We start from the raw sequence: 20282 nt of genomic DNA, 5'->3' as shown, positions 1-20282 counted from the left end.
TTTAAACCCATTTAAATGCTTCATTAAGAGGTTTATTCAACGTCTCAACTAAGCGATCTCGATCCTTACTACGTAACTGAACCATTAGGGCTATACTTTGCAATGCACTTGGTAAGTTTGCAATTAAAGTACTTAATGGAGCAAGATTACGCGTCCTTTTTAAAGTTTTTATCATGCAGCTCTGTACATCAATTGGATTTAGTTTGGTAAAAATACCTCTTATTGCATTACGTATCAATGTGTTGGGTAGATCGGGAATGTCAATATTTAACTCATTTAGGATATCAATAGCTTCGCTAAGTCTTAGTGAATCAAAAATAGTTGCAGTGCAAATATAATCAGTATTCTCTTTTGCTTCTCGTACAATACTAATTCTATTCCATCGAACCAAACTCATCACCCCTACGTCTTCTGATGTTTTTTCTAAGATATCTTGGATATGTGCAGTTCCTGCAATGACGTAGATCTTACTGAATGCTTTTCTATAATTCTCAATTTGGCTCTCAAGTCTGGCAAGCGAATCTCTATCTGATTTTATTTCGTATACAGTTCCACAACCGTTAAGAATAACCATGTCTGCTTTGCTAGAGCCAATTCTAAATTCAGTAAGCATACTGGCGGTACGCAAAGAATGACGGCCTAATAATACATTTCGAATTAACGCAGAACGATAGACATACTCGTTTCTCAAACCTGAGCGTCTGAGCAAAGAAAATGCTGTATCAAAGGCATCACCAATAGTTACATTATCTGCGTCATCAAATTCGAAAACAGATGCCTCAGACAGTAACCTTGAAAAAAGAGGTGACTGACCTTTTTTTGCTATCTCGGAAATCACTGACGAAGAAAACATCCTTGATAGCGCTGAGAGTTGCGTAGGATTTAGCACATCTATCCTCACAATGTTTATACTTAATGGTAACTATCTCTCATATTATTAGTTACTTTCAGTGAGTTATATAACAATTATGATGATAACTTATTAGCTAACTTTTGTCACATTATTGTTCCTTTTTATTTGTAACTAACTTATTGTAATTAATTGAATTATATAGTTTATTCCAGTTTTTGTGGCTTTATGCAGCTTGTTGAAGTAGCAAATGTAGGGTACTTAACTATTTAAATCAATTTGTAATAATGCCCCATTTTTCTTATTTGACCTCATAAGCCTTCCCAAACTTCCCGATAACCACCTTCCGCCCCTCCTCAATCTGCGCATCAACAAAATCCGCCCAAGACTGAAGCATCTCCCGGCGCTGATTCAGGTACTCCGCACGGTTGTAGACACCGCGAACGCCGCCGATCTTATGCGCCAGGCATTTCTCCACCCAGTCGGAGTTGTAGCCTTGCTCATGTAGCAATGTGCTGGCAGTACGCCGGAAGTCATGAATAACAAAATCCCTGACGTTCAGATCCAACGTACGCACCGCGCAGTTCAGCGTTGTTTTGGAGATCGGGCGTCGGTGGTCGTTTCGGCTGGGGAAGACGTAAGGGGAATCTCCGGCCAGAAATTTTAGCTCTTCGAACATCGCCAGCGCCTGCTTTGACAGCGGAACAATATGCGGGTTATCCATCTTCATTCTTTCGCCGGGGATACGCCATTCCAGCGCGTTGAAGTTAACTTCACTCCATGTCGCTTCAATCATCTCCGATTTACGCACCATGCAGATGATCAGCAGGTGCAGGGCCAGCTTGTGGCGTCGATTCATGTTAGAGGTGTAGATCCCCCGTAGCAGGATGCCGATCTCTTCTGCTGTTAGCGCCACGTCTCGGCTTGTTGCTTGTGCGATATAACGAGCCTCGATAGCGGCTGCCGGGTTGTTGAAGATGATTCCCCTGGAAATCGCATAGGCCAGCATGCGTTTAAGCACGTTTCGCGTCAGCAGCGCGACGTGATCCGAACCTCGTTGCTTGATGCGGTCGAGCACGACCTGAATATGGGCTGTTGTGAGTTCTTCGAGTTCCAGCTTCCCGATGATGGGAATGATGTCCTTCTCGATAACGCGAGTGATGTTGCGCGGATCGCGGTTACTTTTTTCAACGATATCAGTCAGCCAGCGTTTGGCGAATGTTTTGACTGTCGTTGGGTCTTTCTGTTTAAGCTTTTCTTCCTGCTTTTTCTGCGCGGGATTGATGCCATGGGCCACCATTGAGCGGCACTTTTCACGCCAAAGCCGCGCTTCTGCAAGTGAGAAAGCAGGGTATTCGCCCAGCGTGATCTTTTGCGATTTGTTGTCAAAGCGGTAGCGGAAACGCCAGATTTTTCGTCCGGTGGGAAGAACTTAAATCACCAACCCGTCATGATCGGCAAGTTGCCAGGGGCGGTTTCTGGGAGCAAGTGTGCGTAGTTTGGTATCTGAAAGCGCCATTTTTCACCTCTTTGCTGTGCCCATGAACGTCATCAGTAATTCATTGTTTTATAGTTATTTATTCTCGTTTTTATTTTTAGTGTGCCCATGGGATATCGGTTTTGATGTTTTTTTATACCGTTTTTTGTGCCCATGAGGTGTGATTTTTAGCGCAAAAAATGAACAATGGCACGGCGGTTTTTTTGCTATGGGCACAACGATGGGCACAAAAATCGCGGATGAACCCGCACGACTATGGACGAGTATGGAAAGTAAAAACCCGCATTAACAGACAGTTAATGCGGGTTAGTGAACGTTCACGGACGAGGATGGACTAAAACTTACTTGCCAATACAGAAACTGGAGAAAATCCTGCCCAGCAGATCGTCGGAAGTAAACTCTCCGGTTATCTCACTGAGGTTTTGTTGCGCCAGTCGCAGTTCTTCCGCCAGCAACTCTCCAGCCCACGCACCCAGCAACTGAGCTTTCCCTTGCTGGAGATGCTCTGCCGCTTCAGCCAGGGCTTGCAGATGACGACGACGCGCCAGGAAGCCGCCTTCCATATTTGTTTCAAAACCCATGCTCTGCTTGAGATGGTTGCGCAGTACGTCCACGCCTTCGCCGGTACGCGCAGAGAGGCGAACCAGTGAGTGGCCATTTACTTCGCTAAGACCCAGTGTTTCGCCAGTGATATCCGCTTTGTTACGCACGACCGTAATCGGTAGCTTCGCAGGCAGACGTGCAATAAAGTCAGGCCATATTTCTGCTGGATCTACTGCGTTCGTGGTGGTGCCATCAACCATAAACAGCACGCGGTCGGCTTGTTCTATTTCCTGCCAGGCGCGTTCGATACCAATACGCTCAACTTCATCGTTTGCATCGCGCAGACCGGCGGTATCGATGATATGCAGCGGCATACCGTCGATATGAATGTGCTCGCGCAGTACGTCGCGGGTGGTTCCGGCAATATCGGTCACGATCGCTGCTTCACGACCCGCCAGTGCGTTCAACAGGCTTGATTTGCCTGCGTTAGGACGTCCGGCAATGACTACTTTCATCCCTTCACGCAACAGGCTGCCCTGACGCGCTTCGGCACGAACAGCATCAAGATCACTGATGACGCTATTGAGCTGCGCTTCAATTTTGCCGTCGGAAAGAAAGTCTATTTCCTCGTCCGGGAAATCAATCGCTGCTTCCACATAGATGCGCAGGTGAGTGAGTGCTTCCACAAGGTGGTTCACGCGGGAAGAAAATGCACCTTGCAACGAGTTTAGCGCCGAGCGTGCAGCTTGTTCCGAGCTGGCATCAATCAGGTCGGCAATGGCCTCTGCCTGAGCTAAATCGAGCTTATCGTTAAGAAATGCACGCTCAGAGAACTCGCCGGGTCTGGCAATGCGCAGGCCTGGAATCGTCAGAATGCGTTTTAACAGCAGATCGAGAATGACCGGTCCGCCGTGACCCTGAAGCTCTAAAACATCTTCACCAGTAAAGGAGTTCGGTCCGGGAAACCACAGGGCAATCCCCTGATCCAGCGCACTGCCATCTGCGTCTTTAAATGGCAGATAGTCTGCATAACGCGGTTTTGGCAGTTTGCCCAGTACGGTTTCGGCGACTTCGCGCGCTTTAAGGCCGGAGATACGCAGAATACCCACACCACCACGTCCCGGTGGGGTTGCCTGAGCGACGATGGTGTCGTTATGGCTCATGATATGTCTCGCTGAATACAAATAAAAAAGGCGGTCATCTGACCGCCCTTATTTTAGCGTTAACTCACCGAATCAGGAGTTTTTCTTCTCGCGGCTATGCAGGCCACGCTTCTCCAGACCACGGTAAATCAACTGCTGCTGAATAATGGTTACCAGGTTGCTGACGATATAGTACAGCACCAGACCTGACGGGAACCACAGGAAGAACACGGTGAAGATGACCGGCATAAAGGTCATGATCTTCTGCTGCATCGGGTCGGTCACTGTGGTCGGAGACATCTTCTGAATGAAGAACATCGTCACGCCCATCAGGATCGGCAGGATGTAGTACGGGTCCTGTGCAGACAGGTCATGGATCCACAGAGCGAACGGCGCATGACGCAGTTCAATGGATCCCATCAGCATGTAGTACAACGCCAGGAAGATTGGCATCTGGATGATCAGAGGGAAACAGCCACCCAGTGGGTTAACCTTCTCAGCTTTGTACAGTGCCATCATTTCCTGGCTCTGACGCTGTTTGTCATCGCCCAGACGCTCACGCATTGCCTGAATCTTCGGCTGCAGCATACGCATCTTCGCCATGGAGGTGTACTGCGCTTTGGTCAGCGGGTACATGATGCCACGAACGATAAAGGTGATAACGATGATGGAGAAGCCCCAGTTACCCAGGAAGCTGTGGATGAACTTCAGCAGTTTGAACAGAGGTTGGGAGATGAACCACAGCCAGCCGTAATCCACGGTCAGATCCAGGTGCGGAGCAACTGCCGCCATTTTATCCTGAATTTCCGGACCAACCCACAGGGTGCTGGTCATCGCACCAGTCTGGCCAGGCTGTACCAGTACCGGCTGAGATTTATAGCCGATAGCGGCAATGCCGTTACCCAGATTAGCGGTGTAGAAGTTATTGGTGCCGTCGTTACGCGGAACCCATGCCGTTGCAAAATACTGTTGCAGCATTGCTACCCAGCCGTCTTTAGCATTGACGTTCAGGTTTTCGTTTTCAGCAATGGTGTCGAACTTGTATTTTTCATACTTCTCATCAGGCGTGGAGTACGCTGCGCCACGGAAGGTGTGCAGCGCAAAGTTGCTGCTACCAGTGTCACGATGAGATGGCAGATTGATGGATTGCTTCAGCTGACCAAAGGTGGAGACTTCCAGCGGTTTCTCGCTGGCGTTCTGCACGCTGTAGTTAACGTTGACAGCATATTCACCACGCTTGAGGACAAACGTTTTAGTGAATGTGTTGCCCGCTGCGTCAGTATAGGTCATCGGGATCTGCAGTTCGTTCTGACCGTCAGCCAGTACAAAGGCGTCTTTTTCGACGTTGTACAGCGGACGCGGGCCGTTAGCCGGGTTATCCGGGCCATCGCGACCTGTCAGGCCACTTTGCGCCTGATAGATGAACTGTGGCGTGGTTTCCAGTAACTGGAACGGCTCGGTAGAACCGAGTTCTTTCGGGTAAGCTGGCAGCGAGGCCTGTTCCACATCACCACCACGGGTGTTGATGGTCAGATCAAGCACGTCAGTCTTAACCGTAATCAGTTTCCCCTGGCCACTGGCCGGTACGCCCTGGTCGGCGGCGCTACCCGCTGCGGTGGTCGTTGTCTGCGTGGTCTGTTGAGCTTGAGGTTGAGGATTTTTATCCTGCTCCCAGGCTTGCCAGATCATGAAAGACACGAACAGCAAAGCGATGACTAAAAGATTGCGTTGCGAATCCATCGTTAGTGTTCTCTGGTATCAAATGGTCCGGGCGGGACGGGATCGTCACCACCAGGGTGTAAAGGGTGGCATTTTAATACGCGTTTCACCGTCAACCAACTGCCTTTTATCACTCCAAACCTGCGCAATGCCTCAATTCCGTAGCTCGAACAGGTTGGAGTGAAACGGCAATGCGGCCCAAGCAGCGGACTGATAAGGCGTTGATAGACCCGAATGAGGGCTATCAGGACCCGCGAGCCAGGCGACAATGGCGACGCCATAATTTTTCCAACGCTTCCGAGAGAGCACGGTTATCGAGGTCAGCAACCCCTTTTTTAGCCACCACCACGAAATCCATCGCTGGAAGTTCGTGCTGACGAAGACGAAAACTTTCACGCGTCAGACGTTTAATCCGATTGCGTTCATGTGCGCGTCGAACGTTTTTCTTGGCGACTGTAAGACCGATACGGGGATGCCCCAGCGAATTCAGGCGGCCGAGGATGGTGATTTGCGGCGTGCCAGCCCGTTGTGGCTGCTGGAAGACGAATGTGAAATGAGTGGGAGTTAACAAACGTAACTCCCTGGGAAATGCGAGCTTAACCACTCAGGGGCTAGCTTTTATTACTTAGAAACGGTCAGACGAGAACGGCCTTTAGCACGACGACGTGCCAGAACCTGACGACCATTTTTATTAGCCATACGAGCACGGAAGCCGTGAGAACGGTTGCGCTTCAGTACAGACGGTTGAAAAGTGCGTTTCATGGCGATTTCTACCTAAACTTGAATAAATTCACTGACTTTTGCGTATACCCGAACGAATATCGAACGACTTACGCCACAGTGTGGGTGATTAAAGAGGCCGGATTGTAATAATTGTACACTCCGGAGTCAATTCTCTTTCCTTATTTCCCGCTTTTTTCCGCATGGTTTCGCGTAAAAAACAGGCAGCGTTGACGCCGTGAGGCGACCGTTACTCGCTGGGGGTAAGAATTATACGGGCTGGCGGATAAAGCGCAAGGATCGCCCGGGATCTTTATTAGATCGTTTAAGCAAAAAAGCCGCTTTGCTCATTAATTTTTTCAATATGCGCGCGAAAACCTGCAGCACTTCTCCAGGATCGTTTACACTTAGCCGATTCTGGATCATCCTGTGGATAAATCGGGAAGAATCTGTGAGAAACAGAAGATCTCTCGCGCAGTTTAGGCTATGATCCGCGGTCCTGATCGTTTCATTGGATCCTGATCGGGCATATAACCGCAGACAGCGGTTCGTGCGTCACCCTCTTGCAGGGTCTTTTCGACGTGCGCCAACAATCATGAATGTTTCAGCCTTTGTCATTTATCGACTTTTGTTCGAGTGGAGTCCGCCGTGTCACTTTCGCTTTGGCAGCAGTGTCTTGCCCGATTGCAGGATGAGTTACCAGCCACAGAATTCAGTATGTGGATACGCCCGTTGCAGGCGGAACTGAGCGATAACACGCTGGCTTTGTATGCGCCAAACCGTTTTGTGCTCGATTGGGTAAGGGATAAATACCTTAACAACATCAATGGATTACTGAATAGCTTCTGTGGTGCGGATGCCCCGCAGCTGCGTTTTGAAGTCGGTACAAAACCCGTCACGCAAACGCTGAAGACGCCGGTTAATAACGTTGTGGCGCCTGCGTATGTCGCGCAACAAGTACAGCCGCAACGTGCCGCACCGGCGGCGCGCCCGGGCTGGGATAACGTCCCCGCTCCGGCAGAACACACCTATCGCTCTAACGTTAACGTCAAACACACGTTTGATAACTTCGTTGAAGGTAAATCTAACCAACTGGCGCGCGCGGCGGCACGTCAGGTGGCGGACAATCCTGGCGGTGCCTACAATCCTTTATTCCTGTATGGCGGTACGGGCCTGGGTAAAACCCACCTGTTGCATGCCGTCGGTAACGGGATCATGGCACGCAAGCCGAATGCGAAAGTGGTGTATATGCACTCCGAGCGTTTTGTCCAGGACATGGTTAAGGCCCTGCAAAACAATGCGATCGAAGAGTTTAAACGCTACTACCGTTCTGTTGATGCGTTGCTGATTGACGATATTCAATTCTTTGCCAACAAAGAACGATCTCAGGAAGAGTTTTTCCACACCTTCAATGCCCTACTGGAAGGTAATCAGCAGATCATCCTGACATCGGATCGCTATCCGAAAGAGATCAACGGTGTTGAAGATCGTCTGAAATCCCGCTTCGGCTGGGGACTGACTGTCGCGATCGAACCGCCAGAGCTGGAAACGCGAGTGGCGATCCTGATGAAGAAAGCGGACGAAAACGACATTCGTCTGCCGGGCGAGGTGGCGTTCTTTATTGCTAAGCGTCTACGCTCTAACGTGCGTGAACTGGAAGGCGCACTGAACCGAGTGATTGCCAACGCCAACTTTACCGGCCGGGCGATCACTATCGACTTTGTGCGTGAAGCGCTGCGCGATCTGCTGGCATTGCAGGAAAAACTGGTCACCATCGACAATATCCAAAAGACGGTGGCGGAGTACTACAAAATCAAAATTGCGGATCTGCTTTCTAAGCGTCGATCTCGCTCGGTAGCTCGCCCGCGTCAGATGGCGATGGCGCTGGCAAAAGAGCTCACCAACCACAGTCTGCCGGAAATTGGCGACGCGTTTGGTGGGCGTGACCATACTACCGTGCTTCATGCCTGCCGCAAGATTGAGCAGTTGCGTGAAGAAAGCCATGATATTAAAGAAGATTTCTCCAATTTAATCAGAACATTATCTTCGTGACGCTATGAAATTTACCGTTGAACGTGAACATTTATTAAAACCGCTTCAGCAGGTCAGCGGCCCGCTGGGTGGTCGTCCTACACTGCCGATTCTCGGAAATCTGTTGCTACAGGTTGCGGATGGTACGCTTTCTCTGACCGGTACCGATCTTGAAATGGAAATGGTGGCACGCGTTGCGCTGATTCAGCCTCATGAACCAGGTGCGACTACCGTTCCGGCACGTAAATTTTTCGACATTTGTCGTGGGCTGCCGGAAGGGGCTGAAATCGCCGTTCAACTGGAAGGCGACCGCATGCTGGTGCGTTCTGGCCGCAGCCGTTTCTCACTTTCCACGCTACCTGCCGCCGACTTTCCGAATCTGGATGACTGGCAGAGCGAAGTTGAATTCACCCTACCGCAGGCCACAATGAAGCGCCTGATTGAGGCCACGCAGTTTTCAATGGCTCATCAGGACGTGCGCTATTACTTAAACGGCATGCTGTTTGAAACCGAAGGTGAAGAGTTGCGTACCGTGGCGACCGATGGTCACCGTCTGGCAGTCTGCTCTATGCCGGTTGGACAATCTCTGCCCAACCATTCGGTGATTGTGCCGCGTAAAGGTGTTATTGAGCTGATGCGTATGCTTGACGGCGGCGACAACCCGCTGCGAGTGCAAATTGGCAGCAACAACATCCGAGCACACGTCGGTGACTTTATTTTCACTTCCAAGCTGGTTGACGGTCGTTTCCCGGATTATCGCCGCGTGCTACCGAAGAACCCGGACAAACACCTGGAAGCAGGCTGCGATATTCTCAAGCAGGCATTTGCCCGTGCGGCGATCCTCTCTAATGAGAAGTTCCGCGGCGTGCGTCTGTACGTCAGTGAGAATCAGCTCAAAATCACGGCGAACAACCCGGAACAGGAAGAAGCAGAAGAGATCCTCGACGTAACCTACCCAGGAACTGAAATGGAAATCGGCTTCAATGTTAGCTACGTGCTGGATGTACTGAACGCACTGAAGTGCGAAAACGTCCGTATTATGCTGACTGATTCTGTTTCCAGCGTGCAGATTGAAGATGCCGCATCACAGTCGGCTGCCTATGTTGTTATGCCAATGAGACTGTAGTGGAAAATAGCGGGCTATCTTACTTGCCATTTTCAACCTGGGCTGTGCTCGCCCCTGTCACGTACTTCGTGTACGCTCCAGGGGCTGTGCGCAGGCCGCGTTGAAGCTGGCTGCGCCGATGACGCCCTGGCCTGAAGAAACCCTGATATGTCACTAACGCGCCTTCTCATTAAAGATTTCCGCAATATTGAAAGCGCGGATCTTGCTTTATCTCCTGGCTTTAACTTCCTGGTAGGAGCTAACGGCAGCGGCAAAACCAGCGTGCTGGAAGCTATCTATACGCTGGGCCACGGTCGGGCGTTTCGCAGTTTGCAGATTGGTCGTGTCATTCGTCACGAGCAGGAGTCGTTTGTATTACACGGGCGTTTGCAGGGTACGGAGCGTGAAACGTCGATTGGCCTGACAAAAGATAAGTTGGGTGACAGCAAAGTGCGCATTGACGGCACCGACGGTCATAAGGTTGCAGAACTGGCACACCTGATGCCAATGCAGCTGATTACGCCTGAGGGGTTTACTTTACTCAACGGCGGCCCCAAATACAGGAGAGCATTCCTTGACTGGGGGTGCTTTCACAATGAAGCCGGATTTTTCACCGCCTGGAGCAACCTGAAGCGTCTGCTCAAGCAGCGCAATGCGGCGCTGCGCCAGGTGAGTCGTTATGAGCAACTACGTCCGTGGGATAAAGAACTGATCCCGCTGGCGGAACAAATCAGTACCTGGCGCGCGGAGTACAGCGCCGGTATCGCGCAGGATATGGCGGATACCTGCCAGCAGTTTCTTCCCGAGTTCTCTCTCTCTTTCTCTTTCCAGCGTGGCTGGGAGAAAGAGACTGATTACGCAGAGGTGCTGGAACGCAGTTTTGAACGTGACCGCATGTTGACTTACACCGCGCACGGTCCGCATAAAGCGGATTTCCGTATACGCGCTGACGGTGCGCCGGTGGAAGATACGTTGTCTCGTGGACAGTTAAAGCTGCTGATGTGCGCCTTGCGTCTGGCGCAAGGGGAGTTCCTGACCCGTGAAAGCGGACGGCGCTGCCTGTACCTGATAGATGATTTTGCCTCTGAACTGGATGATGCGCGTCGCGGACTGCTTGCCAGTCGCTTAAAAGCCACGCAATCTCAGGTCTTTGTCAGCGCAATTAGCGCTGAACACGTTCTGGACATGTCGGACAAAAATTCGAAGATGTTCACCGTGGAAAAGGGTAAAATAACGGATTAACCCAAGATAAAATGAGCGAGAAACGTTGATGTCGAATTCTTATGACTCCTCCAGTATCAAAGTCCTGAAAGGACTGGATGCGGTGCGTAAGCGCCCGGGTATGTATATCGGCGACACGGATGACGGCACCGGTCTGCACCACATGGTATTCGAGGTGGTAGATAACGCTATCGACGAAGCGCTCGCGGGTCACTGTAAAGATATCGTCGTGACGATTCACGCTGACAACTCCGTGTCCGTTACCGATGATGGCCGTGGTATCCCAACCGGGATTCACCCTGAAGAGGGCGTTTCGGCGGCAGAAGTTATCATGACCGTTCTGCACGCAGGCGGTAAATTCGATGATAACTCTTATAAAGTGTCCGGCGGTCTGCACGGCGTAGGTGTTTCCGTGGTTAACGCCCTGTCGCAGAAACTGGAGCTGGTGATTCGTCGTGAAGGCAAAGTGCATCAGCAAACTTACGTGCACGGCGTGCCGCAAGCGCCGCTGGCGGTAACCGGTGAGACCGAAGCTACGGGTACCCAGGTACGTTTCTGGCCAAGCCATGAAACTTTCACCAATGTCGTTGAATTTGAATACGATATTCTGGCGAAACGCCTGCGCGAGCTGTCATTCCTGAACTCCGGCGTATCCATCCGCCTGCGTGATAAGCGCGACGGCAAAGAAGACCATTTCCACTACGAAGGCGGCATTAAGGCGTTTGTTGAATACCTCAACAAAAATAAAACGCCGATCCACCCGAATATCTTCTACTTCTCTACTGAAAAAGACGGTATCGGCGTTGAAGTTGCGCTGCAGTGGAATGATGGTTTCCAGGAAAACATCTACTGCTTCACCAACAACATTCCGCAGCGTGATGGCGGTACTCACCTTGCAGGCTTCCGTGCGGCGATGACCCGTACTCTGAACGCCTACATGGACAAAGAAGGCTACAGCAAAAAAGCGAAAGTCAGTGCCACTGGTGACGATGCCCGTGAAGGTTTGATTGCCGTTGTTTCCGTAAAAGTGCCGGATCCGAAATTCTCTTCGCAGACCAAAGACAAGCTGGTCTCCTCCGAGGTTAAATCAGCGGTAGAACAGCAGATGAACGAACTGCTGAGCGAATACCTGCTGGAAAATCCGTCGGACGCGAAAATCGTCGTTGGCAAAATCATCGACGCTGCGCGCGCGCGCGAAGCTGCACGTCGTGCTCGTGAAATGACTCGCCGTAAAGGCGCGCTGGACTTAGCGGGTCTGCCGGGCAAACTGGCAGACTGTCAGGAGCGTGACCCGGCCCACTCTGAACTGTACCTGGTGGAAGGGGACTCCGCGGGCGGCTCTGCGAAGCAGGGGCGTAACCGTAAGAACCAGGCGATTCTGCCGCTGAAAGGTAAAATCCTCAACGTTGAGAAGGCACGCTTCGACAAGATGCTCTCTTCTCAGGAAGTGGCGACGCTGATTACTGCGCTCGGTTGCGGCATCGGTCGCGACGAGTACAACCCGGATAAACTGCGCTACCACAGCATTATCATCATGACCGATGCGGACGTCGACGGCTCGCACATCCGTACGCTGCTGTTGACCTTCTTCTATCGTCAGATGCCGGAAATCGTAGAGCGTGGCCACGTCTACATTGCCCAGCCGCCGCTGTACAAAGTGAAGAAAGGGAAGCAGGAACAGTACATCAAAGATGATGAAGCGATGGATCAATACCAGATCTCTATCGCCCTTGATGGTGCTACGTTGCATACAAATGCCCACGCTCCGGCGCTGGCAGGTGAAGCACTGGAAAAACTGGTCTCTGAGTACAATGCTACGCAGAAAATGATTGGTCGCATGGAGCGTCGCTATCCTCGCTCACTGCTGAAGGAACTGGTGTACCAACCGACGCTGGCTGAAGCCGATCTGGCTGATGAAGCTAAAGTAACGGCCTGGGTTTCTCAGCTGGTTAACGTGCTGAATGAAAATGAAATGCACGGTAGCACCTGGAATAGCATCGTGCGTAAGGACGCTGAACTGAACCTGTTCGAACCGGTGATCCGCGTACGTACTCACGGTGTTGATACCGATTACCCGCTGGAGCATGAGTTTGTGACTGGTGGTGAATACCGTCGTCTTTGCACGTTGGGTGAGAAACTGCGCGGCCTGATCGAAGACGATGCGTTTATCGAACGTGGTGAGCGTCGTCAGCCTGTTGCCAGCTTCGAGCAGGCACTGGACTGGCTGGTGAAAGAGTCCCGTCGTGGTTTGTCTATTCAGCGTTATAAAGGTCTGGGTGAAATGAACCCGGAACAGCTGTGGGAAACCACCATGGATCCGGAAAGCCGCCGCATGCTGCGCGTGACGGTGAAAGACGCGATTGCTGCTGACCAGTTGTTCACTACGTTGATGGGTGACGCCGTTGAACCGCGTCGTGCGTTTATCGAAGAGAACGCCCTGAAAGCGGCAAACATCGATATCTAATCGTTATCCTGGATGAATCTACCCGGTTGTGTTGTGCAACCGGGTATTTTTTTGCCCACAAAAGGGGAATCCTGGTTCCTCTTCCTATCCCTTTTTCGTTGCTGTTTTTTGAGCGGAATCGCGTTAGCATGAGGATGGACTCATTTAATCCGGGGAACTCATGGCTATCAAACTTATTGCTATCGATATGGATGGCACACTTCTGCTGCCCGATCACACCATTTCACCTGCGGTCAAAACGGCGATTGCCGCGGCGCGCGCGCGTGGTATAAACGTGGTGCTGACCACGGGTCGCCCGTATGCCGGCGTCCATAGCTACCTGAAAGAACTTCACATGGAACAACCCGGTGACTACTGCATTACCTACAACGGTGCGCTGGTGCAGAAAGCGGGGGATGGCAGTACCGTTGCACAAACTGCGCTGAGCTATGATGATTATCGTTACCTGGAACAGCTGTCTCGTGAAGTGGGTTCACACTTCCACGCACTCGATCGCAACACGCTTTATACGGCTAACCGCGATATTAGTTACTATACGGTGCATGAATCTTTTGTCGCGACCATTCCGCTGGTGTTCTGCGAAGCAGAGAAGATGGATCCGGCAACCCAGTTCCTGAAAGTGATGATGATTGACGAGCCAGAGATCCTCGATAAAGCGATAGCGCGTATTCCGGCTGAAGTGAAAGAAAAGTATACCGTGCTGAAAAGTGCGCCGTACTTCCTCGAAATTCTGGATAAACGTGTCAATAAAGGCACCGGTGTAAAATCACTGGCGGATGCGCTGGGAATCAAAGCCGAAGAGGTCATGGCGATAGGCGATCAGGAAAATGACATCGCGATGCTCGAGTACGCAGGTATGGGTGTTGCAATGGACAACGCCATTCCGTCTGTGAAAGAGATTGCCAACTTCGTGACGAAATCCAACCTTGAAGACGGCGTGGCGTATGCCATTGAGAAGTTTGCGCTGAAATAAGTCAGCCACTTTTATTTACAGCCCGCGCTGGTCTATATCTCCGCTGTTGCCCTGATTGGCGCGATGTCATACATCCTGCTGGTTGGTGATGTGAAACGCGTAGGTTAATGCTCTTCAATCAGCCCGCCGGGTGTCACGGTGGGCTGCTCTTCCTGACCTGACGGGATATGTGCAACGCCGCTTTGCATTATCCATTTACGTGCTTGTGCTGATGTTAATGCCCGACTCTTAAGGATCTTGCCATACAGCTTGATACGCAGTTTGCGGGTGGCTTTGCGGTAAGCGTTATTGATATCTGGCGCTCCCTGCAGGAGTACGCATTTCAGGATCTCCGCGCTGTCCAGCGCATAGCTAATTCCCTCCAGCGAGCTGGCGCTGATAAATCCGGCAGCTTCACCAATCAGAAATGCGTTTTTTTCACCGCAGACAAAGTCCGACCAGCGTGATGGGAACAGCACCGTGCATTTCTCGCTTTTTACCGGTTTACCGAACTGAAAATGGAACGTCTCCATCTTTGTTTTCAGCGCTTCAAAGCGTGCCTGACCATCCTTCATTGGGTATGCGCCACCGAAGATAAAAAATCCGTCTTTGCTGATACTCCAGGAGTAACAGTCCGTAGCATCGTTATCAAAAATACACGAGTAAAACGGTACGGGATGTTGTTCAGCAAACCACTGCTGAATGGCGACATATTTACGGATTTGATGTTGTGGGTAGAGATGACGGCGCACCAGTGAATTCGCTCCGTCGGCACCGACCAGATAACGGGCTGTAATCTGCTGTTCCCAACCGTCTGCGCGGAATATCACATGCCATTTACCGTCCTCGTGCCAGATTTTTCGACACAGGCTGTCGTGGTAAATTCTCACATCATCAGGAATAAGAGATTTCAGCCATAAATCAAAAGCATGTCGGTTAATGTTGATGTAGCTACGCTGGTAATTGCGCGTTAGTGATGCCGCTGTATCGATCGTTTTAACACTAAAAATCTGCGGGTTGGCGATGACATCAACGGGTAGCGTAATTCCGTCGCGGATAAACGATCTCTGGGCATCAGGAGCAAGCAAACCACCGCAGGGTTTGGTAAATCCTTCATTTCCACACTGGCGTTTTTTATCCAGTGCAATCACACGCATTTTTCCGCTCAACTGTCGCGCCAGCGCTGCACCTGCCGGGCCTAAGCCGATAATCGCTACGTCAAAATGTTCCATCTTTCTGTCCGCAATAATTAAGATGGCGATACGCTAAAGCCTGAAAGTGAAGTCCTTGTGAAGTATGATTGCTTAAATCGTCTTGTATCAGGGCTCTTCATGAAGCAAATCACCTTTACGCCGCGTAATCATCAGCTTACCAATATCAACACCTGGACCCCGGACAGCCAGTGGCTGGTTTTTGATGTTCGTCCTTCCGGCGCATCGTTTACCGGCGAGACGATTGAACGCGTTAATATTCATACCGGCGAGCTTGAGGTGGTTTATCACGCTACGCAGGGGGCGCATGTCGGCGTAGTGACCGTTCATCCAAAATCGGAAAAATATGTTTTTATTCATGGGCCTGAGAATCCAGATGAACACTGGCGTTACGATTTCCATCATCGCCGTGGCGTGATTGCTGGACCGCGTGGGGTGGTTAATCTGGATGCTATGGATATTACCTCGCCGTACACGCCAGGAGCGTTGCGCGGCGGTAGTCATGTCCATGTCTTCAGCCCGAACGGAGAGTTTGTCAGCTTCACCTACAACGACCATGTATTGCATGAACGCGATCCGGCGCTGGATTTACGTAACGTTGGGGTGGCTGCACCTTATGGGCCGGTGAATGTGTCCGCACAGCACCCGCGTGAGTACAGCGGTAGCTACTGGTGCGTACTGGTGAGCCAGACTACGTTTGCGCCACGGCCGGGCAGCGATGAGATAAACCGCGCCTACGAAGAAGGTTGGGTGGGAAATCATACGCTGGCGTTTATTGGTGACACGTTGTCTGTAAATGGCGAGAAAGTTCCGGAGCTGTTCATCGTTGATACACCGAGGAATGAAGGCGGCTGGAAACAGCCAGGTTATGCGCCTCTGGAAGGGACTGAATCGACAATGCCAGCACCGCCATCTGGTGTGGCTCAGCGTCGCCTGACGTTTACACATAACCGCGCCTTTCCTGGGCTGGTGAATCAGCCCCGCCATTGGGTGCGCAGTAATCCAAAGGCGTCTGAAATTGCGTTTCTGATGCGTGATGATAGCGGTGTTGTGCAGCTGTGGCTGATCTCACCACAGGGCGGTGTACCTCGTCAGCTTACGCGATGTACTACGGATATTCAGTCAGCGTTCAACTGGCATCCGTCGGGAAAATGGCTGGGATTTGTGCTGGAAAACCGAATTGTCTGCTGTGATGCGCAGACCGGAAAAATTGATTATTTAACCGAGCGTCACGGTAATCCACCTTCCGCAGATGCGATCGTGTTCTCACCTGATGGTCAACAGGTCGCGTGGATGGAGGATGTCGAGGGTTTCCGTCAGCTATGGGTGGCGGAAACCGGGCGGTAACTTAAGGGGCGGGCATACTCGCCGGGGGGATAACGGAGTTGGTGACTTGCGTTCTCTCCTCACTCCTTTCTACGCGGGATCTGACTGAGTTATCTGAACGGAAAAGATCCCACGGGAGTAGTATCGTATCCAGGACAGCGGTAAATGGCATATCCAGAATGGCCAGCGACTTTGTTCCCCAGTTTGTATCGCTTTCGCTTATCATCGTAGCGCTGGCGCGAGTACCAGGATAGGTCCCCTCTTTGCCCCCGGTATGCGACATTACGCTGGAGCAGCCACTCACTAAGACCATCGCGCTGTACATTATCACTGTTAACAACATTTTTTTTATCATCATTTATTCATCTGTTAATCATCGGTATTTGCCTGATGAGTTATCGCGATCCATTGCGAAAAATAACGTCACCATCATGTCGCACTACGGCGGCTATCGCACTCTAACGACAACGACTGTCCACCCAGTGTATGCAATAGACAACAAACTGCAAAAAAAGTCAGATGAATACGCTTGAAAAGTTTGTATTAAGACCCATTTTTAGGATGTAGACACATGAAGGGCTCGCCTGATGGGTGTCCTGGCTACCTGACCTGTCCATGATGGAAGGTCTAACATTCTCGCTGATTTCAGGAGCTATTGATTATGCGTAACTTTGACTTATCCCCACTGTACCGTTCTGCAATTGGTTTTGATCGTCTGTTTAACCTTCTGGAAAGCAATCAGAGCCAGAGCAATGGTGGCTACCCTCCGTATAACGTTGAGCTGGTAGACGAAAACCATTATCGCATTGCGATTGCCGTTGCGGGCTTTGCTGAAAGCGAGCTGGAGATTACCGCCCAGGATAATTTGCTGGTGGTAAAAGGCGCTCATGCGGACGAGCAAAAAGAACGTACTTACCTGTATCAGGGTATTGCCGAGCGCAACTTTGAACGCAAGTTCCAGTTGGCTGAGAACATTCATGTTCGTGGTGCAAACCTGGTGAACGGTCTGCTGTATATCGAGCTTGAGCGCGTGATCCCGGAAGCGAACAAACCGCGCCGTATCGAAATCAACTAATTCTATTGGGCCGCGTCAGGCGGCCTGCTATCCCATGCTCGCCGTCAGGGAGCATATGCGAATCCTTGGATTCGCAGGTACTTACTCGCTTCTTAGAAGGAGAAATGACTATGCGTAATTACGACTTATCCCCACTGCTGCGTCAATGGATTGGTTTTGACAAACTGGCCAATGCTTTGCAAAACAGCGGTGAAAGCCAGAGCTTCCCACCCTATAACATCGAAAAGAGCGATGATAATCACTACCGCATTACCCTTGCGTTAGCTGGTTTCCGCCAGGAAGATCTGGATATTCAACTGGAAGGCACTCGCCTGACCGTGAAAGGCACGCCGCAGCAGCCGGATAAAGAGACCAAATGGCTGCACCAGGGGCTGGTAACTCAGTCCTTTAGCCTGAGTTTTACTCTGGCAGAAAATATGGAAGTCTCCGGCGCAAGCTTCACTAATGGTTTGCTGCACATCGATTTAATTCGCAATGAGCCAGAAACTATTCCGCCGCAGCGGATTGCCATTAGCGAACGTCCCGCATTAAATAGCTAATTAGCTCCTTGCCTTTGCCCCGCCAGAAATGACGGGGCTTTTTTTGTGCTTTACCACCCATACTTTGCGCCTGTACTCTGCCAGAATCCATTTACTTAATGATGTTATTCACAGGGAACAGGATAATGAGTGATATAGCATTGACGGTCAGCGTTCTGGCATTGGTGGCGGTTGTCGGGTTATGGATCGGCAACATCAAAATACGCGGCGTTGGTTTTGGCATCGGGGGCGTGCTGTTCGGCGGTATCATTGTCGGGCATTTTGTCGATCAGGCAGGGATGACTCTGAGCGGTGACATGCTGCATTTTATTCAGGAGTTTGGCCTGATACTGTTTGTGTATACCATCGGAATTCAGGTGGGGCCGGGCTTCTTTGCTTCTCTGCGGGTTTCGGGCTTACGCCTGAATCTTTTCGCCGTCCTGATCGTCATTATGGGGGGGCTGGTCACCGCTCTTCTGCATAAGATTTTTGCCATTCCTCTTCCTGTCGTGCTGGGAATATTCTCCGGTGCGGTCACCAATACCCCGGCGCTGGGCGCGGGGCAGCAAATTCTGCGCGATTTGGGTACACCTGTTGATATCGTAGATCAGATGGGGATGAGCTATGCCATGGCTTATCCTTTCGGTATTTGCGGTATCTTGCTCACTATGTGGCTGATGCGTCTTATTTTTCGCGTCAATGTTGAGGCAGAGGCTAAGCAGCATGAATCAACGCTTACTAACGGACATGCGCTGATTCAGACGATGAACATTCGTGTTGAGAACCCGAACCTCAACAATATGGCGATTCAGGATGTGCCTATTCTGAATAGCGATAAAATCATCTGCTCTCGCCTGAAACGTGAAGAGACGTTGATGGTGCCGTCGCCGGGGACGATTATCCAATTGGGCGACTTGTTACATCTGGTTGGGCAGCCTGCCGACCTGCACAACGCGCAGGTCGTGATTGGGCAGGAAGTGGATACCTCTCTGTCGACGCGGGGAACGGATTTGCGCGTTGAGCGCGTGGTGGTGACTAACGAGCAGGTACTTGGTAAACGGATCCGTGACCTGCACTTTAAAGAGCGCTACGACGTGGTGATCTCTCGACTGAACCGTGCGGGCGTTGAGTTGGTCGCCAGCAGTGATGCCAGTTTGCAGTTTGGGGATATTCTCAATCTGGTTGGACGCCCCTCGTCCATCGATGCCGTTGCCAATGTCGTGGGCAACGCGCAGCAAAAACTGCAACAGGTGCAGATGTTGCCAGTGTTTATCGGCATCGGGCTTGGGGTTTTGTTGGGGTCCATTCCGTTGTTTATCCCAGGCTTCCCGGTGGCGTTAAAGCTAGGTCTGGCCGGTGGTCCGCTGATTATGGCGCTGATACTTGGACGTATTGGCAGCATCGGCAAGCTGTACTGGTTTATGCCGCCGAGCGCCAACCTGGCGCTGCGTGAGTTAGGTATTGTGCTCTTTCTGGCGGTAGTTGGCCTGAAGTCAGGTGGTGATTTTGTCGATACGCTGATGCAGGGAGATGGTCTGAGTTGGGTTGGCTATGGCATCTTTATCACCGCTATTCCTCTGATTACCGTCGGGATACTGGCGCGTATCTTTGCCAAAATGAACTACCTGACGCTGTGCGGAATGCTGGCTGGTTCCATGACCGATCCACCTGCGCTGGCGTTTGCTAACAACCTCCATGCTACCAGCGGTGCGGCAGCGCTCTCTTATGCCACGGTTTATCCACTGGTGATGTTCCTGCGTATTATTACTCCACAGCTGCTGGCAGTGATTTTCTGGGGAATGGGATAAGTCTTTTAACTCACTGAAGATATTGCTCTTATCAGGCCTACAAGATCTATTTTGTAGGCCTTTCCTTTGTCTGAATCACATTACGCAGCCTAACGTTTG

18 protein-coding genes, 2 pseudogenes and 1 other annotated feature are annotated in these 20282 nt (G+C 51.1%); of the genes and pseudogenes, 10 read left to right on the top strand and 10 right to left on the bottom strand.

Annotation, left to right across the window (positions count from 1 at the left end):
* Position 1: 1 nt before the first annotated feature.
* From OGX98_RS03350 to OGX98_RS24030, 8 genes and pseudogenes are all read right to left on the bottom strand, one after another.
* On the bottom strand, positions 2–889 hold the full coding sequence (locus OGX98_RS03350; RefSeq protein WP_286594818.1) for a sce7726 family protein: 888 nt from the start codon (positions 887–889) through the stop codon (positions 2–4).
* A 262-nt stretch (positions 890–1151) separates the two neighbouring features.
* A pseudogene (locus OGX98_RS03345) lies at positions 1152–2369 on the bottom strand (tyrosine-type recombinase/integrase).
* A gap of 320 nt (positions 2370–2689) precedes the next feature.
* Positions 2690–4054, bottom strand: a complete 1365-nt coding sequence (mnmE, locus tag OGX98_RS03340) for a tRNA uridine-5-carboxymethylaminomethyl(34) synthesis GTPase MnmE (protein WP_045448968.1) — start codon at positions 4052–4054, stop codon at positions 2690–2692.
* A gap of 72 nt (positions 4055–4126) precedes the next feature.
* Positions 4127–5773, bottom strand: coding sequence for a membrane protein insertase YidC (gene yidC / locus OGX98_RS03335; RefSeq protein WP_045448966.1), 1647 nt, complete (start codon positions 5771–5773; stop codon positions 4127–4129).
* A 2-nt stretch (positions 5774–5775) separates the two neighbouring features.
* Positions 5776–6033, bottom strand: coding sequence for a membrane protein insertion efficiency factor YidD (gene yidD, locus OGX98_RS03330; protein WP_003023846.1), 258 nt, complete (start codon positions 6031–6033; stop codon positions 5776–5778).
* On the bottom strand, positions 5997–6356 hold the full coding sequence (rnpA, locus tag OGX98_RS03325) for a ribonuclease P protein component (RefSeq protein WP_045448963.1): 360 nt from the start codon (positions 6354–6356) through the stop codon (positions 5997–5999). Before rnpA ends, yidD begins: the two co-directional genes overlap by 37 nt.
* A gap of 17 nt (positions 6357–6373) precedes the next feature.
* Positions 6374–6514: a 50S ribosomal protein L34 gene (rpmH, locus tag OGX98_RS03320; protein ID WP_003023858.1), complete on the bottom strand. Its 141-nt coding sequence runs from the start codon at positions 6512–6514 to the stop codon at positions 6374–6376.
* A gap of 228 nt (positions 6515–6742) precedes the next feature.
* On the bottom strand, positions 6743–6823 hold the full coding sequence (locus OGX98_RS24030; protein WP_442854990.1) for a hypothetical protein: 81 nt from the start codon (positions 6821–6823) through the stop codon (positions 6743–6745).
* Between the two features lie 297 nt (positions 6824–7120).
* Here OGX98_RS24030 and dnaA point away from each other — a divergent pair, with 297 nt between their 5' ends.
* The 6 genes and pseudogenes from dnaA to OGX98_RS03290 form a co-directional block, all read left to right on the top strand.
* Complete coding sequence (dnaA, locus tag OGX98_RS03315; protein ID WP_045448960.1) at positions 7121–8524, top strand: chromosomal replication initiator protein DnaA; 1404 nt, start codon at positions 7121–7123, stop codon at positions 8522–8524.
* Positions 8525–8528: 4 nt separating this feature from the next.
* Positions 8529–9629 carry a DNA polymerase III subunit beta gene (gene dnaN / locus OGX98_RS03310; RefSeq protein WP_045448958.1) on the top strand — a complete coding sequence of 367 codons (1101 nt, stop codon included), beginning with the start codon at positions 8529–8531 and terminating at the stop codon, positions 9627–9629.
* A 147-nt stretch (positions 9630–9776) separates the two neighbouring features.
* Positions 9777–10850, top strand: a complete 1074-nt coding sequence (recF, locus tag OGX98_RS03305; protein WP_045448956.1) for a DNA replication/repair protein RecF — start codon at positions 9777–9779, stop codon at positions 10848–10850.
* Positions 10851–10878: 28 nt separating this feature from the next.
* Entirely contained in the window at positions 10879–13293 is a 2415-nt protein-coding gene (gene gyrB, locus OGX98_RS03300; RefSeq protein ID WP_045448955.1) for a DNA topoisomerase (ATP-hydrolyzing) subunit B, read from the top strand.
* Positions 13294–13453: 160 nt separating this feature from the next.
* Positions 13454–14266 carry a sugar-phosphatase gene (gene yidA / locus OGX98_RS03295; protein WP_045448953.1) on the top strand — a complete coding sequence of 271 codons (813 nt, stop codon included), beginning with the start codon at positions 13454–13456 and terminating at the stop codon, positions 14264–14266.
* 21 nt (positions 14267–14287) lie between these two features.
* Positions 14288–14374, top strand: a pseudogene (locus tag OGX98_RS03290) (hypothetical protein); the annotation flags it as partial.
* Here OGX98_RS03290 and cbrA read toward each other — a convergent pair.
* Positions 14371–15477, bottom strand: a complete 1107-nt coding sequence (cbrA, locus tag OGX98_RS03285) for a colicin M resistance lipid reductase CbrA (RefSeq protein WP_045448951.1) — start codon at positions 15475–15477, stop codon at positions 14371–14373. The pseudogene OGX98_RS03290 and the gene cbrA overlap by 4 nt on opposite strands.
* A gap of 99 nt (positions 15478–15576) precedes the next feature.
* On the opposite strand from cbrA, the gene OGX98_RS03280 reads away from it, so the two are divergent.
* A complete protein-coding gene (locus OGX98_RS03280; protein ID WP_286594817.1) occupies positions 15577–16803 on the top strand; it encodes a YidR family protein in 1227 nt (408 codons plus the stop codon).
* 1 nt (position 16804) lies between these two features.
* On the opposite strand, the gene OGX98_RS03275 is transcribed toward OGX98_RS03280, so the two are convergent.
* Positions 16805–17137: a YceK/YidQ family lipoprotein gene (locus OGX98_RS03275; RefSeq protein WP_190284582.1), complete on the bottom strand. Its 333-nt coding sequence runs from the start codon at positions 17135–17137 to the stop codon at positions 16805–16807.
* Between the two features lie 240 nt (positions 17138–17377).
* Positions 17378–17450, top strand: a sequence feature (ROSE (Repression Of Heat Shock gene Expression) occurs in the 5'-region of heat shock genes and acts as an RNA thermometer to modulate expression.).
* On the opposite strand from OGX98_RS03275, the gene ibpA reads away from it, so the two are divergent.
* The 3 genes from ibpA (at position 17444) to OGX98_RS03260 (ending at position 20183) form a co-directional block, all read left to right on the top strand.
* Complete coding sequence (gene ibpA, locus OGX98_RS03270; protein WP_045448945.1) at positions 17444–17857, top strand: small heat shock chaperone IbpA; 414 nt, start codon at positions 17444–17446, stop codon at positions 17855–17857. It overlaps the preceding feature by 7 nt.
* A 110-nt stretch (positions 17858–17967) precedes the next feature.
* Complete coding sequence (ibpB, locus tag OGX98_RS03265; RefSeq protein WP_045448943.1) at positions 17968–18396, top strand: small heat shock chaperone IbpB; 429 nt, start codon at positions 17968–17970, stop codon at positions 18394–18396.
* Between the two features lie 125 nt (positions 18397–18521).
* A complete protein-coding gene (locus OGX98_RS03260; RefSeq protein ID WP_045448941.1) occupies positions 18522–20183 on the top strand; it encodes a putative transporter in 1662 nt (553 codons plus the stop codon).
* The last annotated feature ends 99 nt before the right edge of the window (positions 20184–20282 follow it).

The sequence above is a fragment of the Citrobacter sp. Cm046 genome (assembly GCF_030333065.1).
In the GTDB taxonomy this organism is placed as follows: Bacteria; Pseudomonadota; Gammaproteobacteria; order Enterobacterales; family Enterobacteriaceae; genus Citrobacter; species Citrobacter murliniae.
The sequence above is the reverse complement of the archived record's forward strand: the minus strand, read 5'-3'. Positions and strand labels throughout refer to the sequence as shown.

Excerpts from the sequence above, each read along its gene's own strand:
- OGX98_RS03275 (WP_190284582.1), bottom strand. The coding sequence starts at position 17,137 with ATGATAAAAAAAATGTTGTTAACAGTGATAATGTACAGCGCGATGGTC.
- ibpB (WP_045448943.1), top strand. The coding sequence starts at position 17,968 with ATGCGTAATTACGACTTATCCCCACTGCTGCGTCAATGGATTGGTTTT.
- cbrA (WP_045448951.1), bottom strand. The coding sequence starts at position 15,477 with ATGGAACATTTTGACGTAGCGATTATCGGCTTAGGCCCGGCAGGTGCA.
- OGX98_RS24030 (WP_442854990.1), bottom strand. The coding sequence starts at position 6,823 with ATGAGCAAAGCGGCTTTTTTGCTTAAACGATCTAATAAAGATCCCGGG.
- yidC (WP_045448966.1), bottom strand. The coding sequence starts at position 5,773 with ATGGATTCGCAACGCAATCTTTTAGTCATCGCTTTGCTGTTCGTGTCT.
- OGX98_RS03280 (WP_286594817.1), top strand. The coding sequence starts at position 15,577 with ATGAAGCAAATCACCTTTACGCCGCGTAATCATCAGCTTACCAATATC.
- mnmE (WP_045448968.1), bottom strand. The coding sequence starts at position 4,054 with ATGAGCCATAACGACACCATCGTCGCTCAGGCAACCCCACCGGGACGT.
- yidA (WP_045448953.1), top strand. The coding sequence starts at position 13,454 with ATGGCTATCAAACTTATTGCTATCGATATGGATGGCACACTTCTGCTG.
- ibpA (WP_045448945.1), top strand. The coding sequence starts at position 17,444 with ATGCGTAACTTTGACTTATCCCCACTGTACCGTTCTGCAATTGGTTTT.
- OGX98_RS03260 (WP_045448941.1), top strand. The coding sequence starts at position 18,522 with ATGAGTGATATAGCATTGACGGTCAGCGTTCTGGCATTGGTGGCGGTT.
- gyrB (WP_045448955.1), top strand. The coding sequence starts at position 10,879 with ATGTCGAATTCTTATGACTCCTCCAGTATCAAAGTCCTGAAAGGACTG.
- recF (WP_045448956.1), top strand. The coding sequence starts at position 9,777 with ATGTCACTAACGCGCCTTCTCATTAAAGATTTCCGCAATATTGAAAGC.
- dnaN (WP_045448958.1), top strand. The coding sequence starts at position 8,529 with ATGAAATTTACCGTTGAACGTGAACATTTATTAAAACCGCTTCAGCAG.
- rpmH (WP_003023858.1), bottom strand. The coding sequence starts at position 6,514 with ATGAAACGCACTTTTCAACCGTCTGTACTGAAGCGCAACCGTTCTCAC.
- yidD (WP_003023846.1), bottom strand. The coding sequence starts at position 6,033 with ATGGCGTCGCCATTGTCGCCTGGCTCGCGGGTCCTGATAGCCCTCATT.